Origin of the sequence: Mucilaginibacter sp. (genome assembly GCF_964263795.1) — a bacterium.
In the GTDB taxonomy this organism is placed as follows: domain Bacteria; phylum Bacteroidota; class Bacteroidia; order Sphingobacteriales; family Sphingobacteriaceae; genus Mucilaginibacter.
On record NZ_CAXVWK010000087.1, the window covers coordinates 1 to 6,161 of the forward strand.

Here is a 6,161-nt window from a genome sequence, read left to right on the forward strand (position 1 = left end):
ATTGGCCATGCCAATAACCTATCAAAAGATTTTTATTCAAAAGAAATACAATCGTGCCCTTTTACTTTCTATAAAAACAGGATAATTATCCCCGTCCAGATTGGTAATAAGAGTTTCCCTTTCATGTATGATTGCGGTGCAAGTCTGTATACCTTACAAACAACTCCGGGCAACGCTAAAACTTTCATGCCGGCTGTATATTCCGATACTTTATTCAATATTAATAATGGGGAGAGTGGACAAGTGCATAATGTTGCCGGCGGTAAGATTAACAAAAAGGTTCAACTTTTAGGAAAGGTCTATAAAGACTTATTAGTATATGTTGAAAAGGGGGAATCCGCTATTTTCAATGAAGCTAAGGTTGCAGGCATTCTGGGCAACAAATTATTTTTGGACCATATTATAGCGATCGATTTTAAGGAAAGGAAGTTTACATGGCTCGAATAAAATACTTTCTGAAATCGCGGTTCATGCGGGTAAGATGTGAGGCTAGCTTAAGTTCTTTAATATCGCTCATGTAAAAGTTGGCCATGAACCCGCTTTGCAAGCTAACCAGCAACCGGGCGAGATAGATGATATCTAAGTCAACTGTCAAAATGAAATTTTTTAAAACCAGTATCAACAAGGTATACCAGCCTCGCCAATCGCGTACATTGCTTCCTGCTAAATGTCAGAAGAATATATAAAATAAACTTTTATGATGACAATACGAAACCTATGTTGTTTACTTTGTTGCTTATTTACTTATTGCAGTGCTTACACACAGACAGACCAGCTATACAAAACAATTAGCCAGTTAGACAGTGCTTTCTTTCATGCGTATAATACCTGCGACCTTACAACGCAGGCACAATTCTACTCAGACAAAATTGAATTCTTTCACGACAGAAGTGGACTCGATACTTCCAAAGAGCATATTTTAGCTTCCACCAAAAAGTATATCTGCGGCAAGGTCACAAGAGAATTGGTAAAAGGTAGTTTGCAGGTTTCACCCTTGCCCGGATATGGAGCGGTAGAATTAGGAGAGCACATGTTTCATAATAACCAGGAGAAAAATGACACACCGCATGCAAGTAAGTTTGTCATCATATGGAAACAAGATAATAGTAAGTGGACCATTACTAAAGTCATAAGTTTACATTAATTAACCCGTACAATGATTTACACAGCATTGCACAATATCTGGCCGGCGAAAGCCCGGAGCCGGTGCAGTAACCCTCATGCGCAGCAGGCATTCAGCCTGAGCTGGCGTGACCATAATCCTCGTCGCCCTGTGCTACTCCCCTTGCCTGTATTTACCCTGGCTTCGATTATAGCCTGAAAAATGGCTTCCGGCCCTATTGAAAAAAATCAGAACATTACTCCGTGCCTCGCAACACCCAATCATTCCATAACCATTTACAGCATTGCCCGGGTATCGGATGATCGAACCCTGGAACCCAAATAGGCAACCAGCCCGCGTTGAATGCTGGTAAAATTTAAATCCAAAGTAGCAAAATGAGCAGTAAATTATTTTTGTTGATGATCCTGTGGACAGCGACAGCGAAGGCCCAGTCATATCAGGACATCCACAAAAAAGCTATTCTTATTGACACCCATAATGACTTTCTCACGAAAGTAATGGAGTACAATATCTCCTTAGATACAGATTTGAGAGGAAAAGCTCAGAGCGACTTAACGAGATTTAAAGTGGGTGGAGTTGATGTACAATTCTTTTCAGTTTGGAGTGATGGTAAACAAATAAAGCCGTTTGCATTTGCGAATCGTGAAATTGACAGTTTGGACGCCGTTATCAAAAGAAACCCGGATAAAATAGTAAAGGTTGGAACAGTAAAGGAAATTTTGAAAATTATACAGCAACAAAAAATAGCTGCCTTGATCGGGCTGGAAGGAGGGCATCAAATCGAAAATAGCCTGGAAAATCTTGACTCGCTGTATAAACGTGGTACAAGGTATATGACGCTTACATGGAACAATTCTACCGATTGGGCCACTAGTGCTTTTGACGACAACCGGGCAGCTGCATTTAAAGGAAGGGGCTTATCCGAGTTCGGAAAGAAAGTAGTCAGGCATATGAATGAACTTGGAATGATGGTGGACATTTCACACGTAAATGAAAAAACATTTTGGGATGTGCTTGAAACTACCACAAAACCAATTATTGCATCGCACAGTTCAGTTTATGCGCTCTGCCCCGTTCCAAGAAATTTGAAAGACGAGCAAATAAAGGCGATTGCTAAAAATAAAGGTGTAATACAAATCAATTTCAATTCGGGCTTTATTGATTCCACTGAAAACATAAAGGAACTTAGGTTTTTGGCTAGCCATCAAGCAGCGTATGACTCTTTGCAACGTGCCACGAAAAGCGAATATATAGCAGAAGAAATGCTTTATACCAACTATAAAAATGAATCGGACAATTTGCGCGCGCCGTTTTCCGTACTTATACAACATATAGAGTATGTGATTAAATTGGTTGGCATAGACTATGTTGGCATTGGCTCTGACTTTGACGGAATTGTGGTTCCGCCACAACAGCTGGACGACGTTTCAACCTATCCCTTAATCACCAAGGCTTTGGTAGCAAAAGGATATTCTCAAAAAGACATACATAAAATTTTAGGGGGAAATCTTCTACGGGTTTTAAAAGCTAACGAAAGCAATTAAATTTCCAAATGCTGTAAGCGCTCCTGCAGTTTTCGGTTTCAACAGGCGTGGCCGGGCGCTGTATGCATTAAGATGGGGTCCGCACCAATTTATCAGGTCCCTTGATGAAAACTATACTTTTGTCTTCATGCGCCATGTTAATGAACCATTTAAACAGTTAATTAAAATAATTTACCATGATCAAACAGGTACTATTTATTGAAGGTGGAGGCAATGGAGGTTTTGAAGCGGATGAGAAATTAGCTGCCTCGCTTCAACAGTCTCTGGGAAAAGCGTATAGTGTAATTTATCCTGAATTTAAAACCGATGAAGCGGCCCCGGATTATGGATGGCTCAGTCAGATAGGAAACAAAATTAATGAAGCCAACGAGCCCCTCATTTTAGCCGGCCACTCGTTTGGGGCATCCATGATCTTAAAATATCTTTCGGAAAACAATATCACAAAAAAACTGGAAGGTATTTTTCTCATTTCAACGCCATTTTGGAGTGGAAGTGAAGATTGGAAACAAGGTTTTATACTTAAGGAGAATTTCGCCGAAAAATTGCCTGCAAATATTCCACTGTTTTTTTACCATAGCCAGGACGATGAGGAAGTGCCCATTGATCAGCTTTCTCAATACGCCCACCATCTGCCGCGCGCAACTATTCGGACGATACCAGTAGGTGGTCACCAGTTTAACAACGACCTGTCAATGGTAGCAACGGATATTAAGGCACTCGGATAGATTAAAAAATAGTAGGCAATCAAGGAGCAGTGTGAGGAGTAGAACCAATAACCAGCCCTCGATAAAAGCGAAAGTGCTGACTGATACCAGTCAATAACCACAGCTTAAAGGGAAAAGCAAGAAATTCAATATTAAAATGAGCCGAAATGACGTTGATGACCTACTCCCTTAGATGCCTGCTGTTTTTATTAATCAGTTTGCAGGTACAATCTCAGCATAAAGATTTCTATAGATACCCACCCAGTGAGATTGTAACAATTCATTCGAACATTTTGAAGGAAGAACGCACCGTGTACATTCATTGTCCCAAAATCGACTCATCAAATGTAGACAAAAGGTTTCCCGTATTGTACGTAATGGATGGTGAAAACCATTTTGAACTTCTTGCCCAGTATGCCGATTATCTTAGTCGTCCGGATGTTCTTGCAATACCCAAAATAATCGTCGTTGGCATTTCGAATACGAACCGAAGAAGAGATCTTACACCCACGCAGAGTATACTGGATTATGCCGGCAAGCCCGATTCAAGCAACATCACACAAGAGAGTGGAAAGAATGAAGCCTTTTTGCAATTTATCAGAACTGAGTTAATGCCAGCGATTGAGGGAAGTTATAGAACAGCAACATATAAAGTTTTCGCAGGACACTCGTTTGGAGGGCTCTCTTCTATTAATTGTATGTTAACGCACCCAGCTATGTTTGATGCTTACATTGCGGTCAGTCCTTCGTTTTACTGGGATAATAAATATTTGCTGAAACGGACCGATCAAATGCTTACAAAAGGAGCAGTTTTAAACAAGAAGTGCTTTTACAGCGATGGAAATGAGGGTGGCAGCTCCTCGTTTTTTCATTTAGATTTATTAAAATTTGACTCCTTGCTTGCCAACAAAAAGTTAGTTGGATTTAATTATATGTATAAACACTATCCAACAGAAACGCATATGACAGAACCAATAGTAGCTTATTTAGACGCATTACGATTCATTTTTGAAGACTGGGAAAGGCATTGACCAGCACCAACAAAGCATCCTGGCTGAACTCCATCGAACTTTAATTGGTATCATAAAAGTTTGGATTCAATGAGGCTATGGCCAAAAATGTTAGTCTAATGCTTTCAGCAAACTGCGGCCTGTTTTTTGATTGTACGATTCAAAACAGCCAATAAATCACAGGAAATTTTAGATCGGTTTATTGGGGATCAGTAAAGCTGAAAAAGCAACATGAGCGCAAAGAAAATTTGTATAATTTTTATAAATTAAATAAACGATACAGCAAGTGTAAAATTCGGAATCGCATTTTTATTGACAAAAATCTACAATTATGAAGACACAAACATTTTTTGCAGATTATGCCACAGCCTTGCTAACTTATTCTGCTGAAAAAATCGCTGCATTTTATAAAGTTCCTTTAACCGTTTATTCCGATGATGGCATTTTGCAGGTTACCAAGTCATCGGAGGTAGAAAAATTTTGGGAACAAGGGGTTAAACCTTATCAGGCACAGGGAATTACTAAATCTATCCCCGAAATTCTTAGTGAGGAACAGGTTTCAAAAACAATTACGGTTTGCAAAGTTGTATGGACGAATTATGATAAGGCTGACAAACAAACAAGTAGTGAAACGAATATCTATATTTTGTCACAGGCGAAAGACGATTTAAAAATCAGCGGCCTTATAATAATGGCAAAATAGCTGGTAAGGATATAGAACGGTGGACAACCTTTTCTGGAATGAAGAAAATACATCCTCTTTCATAACGAAAAGCTGAACACTTAATGACCCGGCATTTGACATTGAGTGAAAACAGTGGCGAAGATGCTGTTCAGGAGGGCCATGAAAGATACAAATCAGGCCTGTGTCCAGCAATCGAGCTATGATTTATTGCAGCCCCCGTGACGCTATTCTACGCTGTAAGCAAGTACCCAAAATGGTATTCAATGAATTGGACAGCAGCAGGCGAGCCCTATATACATTTTTCATTTGCTTAATTTATTAACCTGAACATTAAACTTTACTCCAAAGAGAATACATGAAACTGCTGCTCACTTCCGCTGGTATCAGCAATAAAAGTATTCACAACGCACTTCTTGACCTGTTGGGAAAACCCATCAGCGAATGCAGTGCCTTGCATATACCAACGGCATTGTATGCCATACCTGGTGGCACTGAGTTATCACGAAGAGTCATTTCAGGTGAGTTAGGTGATCCTTTCTGCAACCTGGGCTGGAAGTCGTGGGGACTATTAGAACTTACTGCCCTGCCCAGTATCAAACGAGAATTGTGGGTGCCTGCACTTCAAAAAACAGATGCGTTGCTGGTTGGTGGCGGTGACTGCCAGTATCTGTGTTACTGGATGCATCAATCTGGTTTAACGGAGCTCTTGCCCGAACTATTGAATAAATTAGTGTATGTTGGTTTGAGCGCCGGCAGCATGATCATGACCCGTTATGGAACTACCTATAACAATCATACGCTTCCTGCAGAAACGCCCAAGTCGCTGGGGCTTTTTGACATTGCGTTACATCCTCATCTCAATCATGAATGGTTTCCGGACAACTCGCTGTTGAATCTTTCCAGGCTGGCTTCAACCATACCTGTACCGTCTTATGCGATAGACGACCAGACGGCGATCAAAATAACGAACGGAAACATTGAGGTTATATCGGAAGGAGAATGGAAGTTATTTTCACCCACTGAAAGGTCTGAAGGCTAAGATCATGGCCAAAAACCTTTAACCCGGGAAGGGAAGTTCAGTACAGCTGACTATTT

At 40.4% G+C, this 6,161-nt stretch carries 8 protein-coding genes; 7 read left to right on the plus strand and 1 reads right to left on the minus strand.

What is annotated here, in order from left to right; translation table 11 throughout:
• Positions 1 to 447, plus strand: a 447-nt coding sequence (locus ACE5CV_RS14550; RefSeq protein ID WP_374950916.1) for a hypothetical protein, incomplete at its 5' end; no start/stop codon positions are given.
• On the opposite strand, the gene ACE5CV_RS14555 is transcribed toward ACE5CV_RS14550, so the two are convergent.
• Positions 431 to 595, minus strand: a complete 165-nt coding sequence (locus ACE5CV_RS14555) for a hypothetical protein (RefSeq protein WP_374950917.1) — start codon at positions 593 to 595, stop codon at positions 431 to 433. The genes ACE5CV_RS14550 and ACE5CV_RS14555 overlap by 17 nt on opposite strands.
• Positions 596 to 700: 105 nt before the next feature.
• On the opposite strand from ACE5CV_RS14555, the gene ACE5CV_RS14560 reads away from it, so the two are divergent.
• From ACE5CV_RS14560 to ACE5CV_RS14585, 6 genes are all read left to right on the plus strand, one after another.
• Complete coding sequence (locus tag ACE5CV_RS14560) at positions 701 to 1,144, plus strand: nuclear transport factor 2 family protein (protein ID WP_374950922.1); 444 nt, start codon at positions 701 to 703, stop codon at positions 1,142 to 1,144.
• 353 nt (positions 1,145 to 1,497) lie between these two features.
• Complete coding sequence (locus ACE5CV_RS14565; protein WP_374950918.1) at positions 1,498 to 2,667, plus strand: dipeptidase; 1,170 nt, start codon at positions 1,498 to 1,500, stop codon at positions 2,665 to 2,667.
• Between the two features lie 176 nt (positions 2,668 to 2,843).
• Complete coding sequence (locus ACE5CV_RS14570; protein WP_374950919.1) at positions 2,844 to 3,392, plus strand: alpha/beta hydrolase; 549 nt, start codon at positions 2,844 to 2,846, stop codon at positions 3,390 to 3,392.
• Positions 3,393 to 3,547: 155 nt separating this feature from the next.
• Complete coding sequence (locus ACE5CV_RS14575; RefSeq protein ID WP_374950923.1) at positions 3,548 to 4,402, plus strand: alpha/beta hydrolase; 855 nt, start codon at positions 3,548 to 3,550, stop codon at positions 4,400 to 4,402.
• Between the two features lie 310 nt (positions 4,403 to 4,712).
• Complete coding sequence (locus ACE5CV_RS14580) at positions 4,713 to 5,084, plus strand: hypothetical protein (protein WP_374950920.1); 372 nt, start codon at positions 4,713 to 4,715, stop codon at positions 5,082 to 5,084.
• Between the two features lie 337 nt (positions 5,085 to 5,421).
• A complete protein-coding gene (locus tag ACE5CV_RS14585; RefSeq protein ID WP_374950921.1) occupies positions 5,422 to 6,105 on the plus strand; it encodes a Type 1 glutamine amidotransferase-like domain-containing protein in 684 nt (227 codons plus the stop codon).
• Positions 6,106 to 6,161: the final 56 nt, after the last annotated feature.

Coding starts and splice junctions, on each gene's coding strand:
- ACE5CV_RS14560 (WP_374950922.1), top strand. CDS start 701: ATGACAATACGAAACCTATGTTGTTTACTTTGTTGCTTATTTACTTAT.
- ACE5CV_RS14565 (WP_374950918.1), top strand. CDS start 1,498: ATGAGCAGTAAATTATTTTTGTTGATGATCCTGTGGACAGCGACAGCG.
- ACE5CV_RS14570 (WP_374950919.1), top strand. CDS start 2,844: ATGATCAAACAGGTACTATTTATTGAAGGTGGAGGCAATGGAGGTTTT.
- ACE5CV_RS14575 (WP_374950923.1), top strand. CDS start 3,548: ATGACCTACTCCCTTAGATGCCTGCTGTTTTTATTAATCAGTTTGCAG.
- ACE5CV_RS14580 (WP_374950920.1), top strand. CDS start 4,713: ATGAAGACACAAACATTTTTTGCAGATTATGCCACAGCCTTGCTAACT.
- ACE5CV_RS14585 (WP_374950921.1), top strand. CDS start 5,422: ATGAAACTGCTGCTCACTTCCGCTGGTATCAGCAATAAAAGTATTCAC.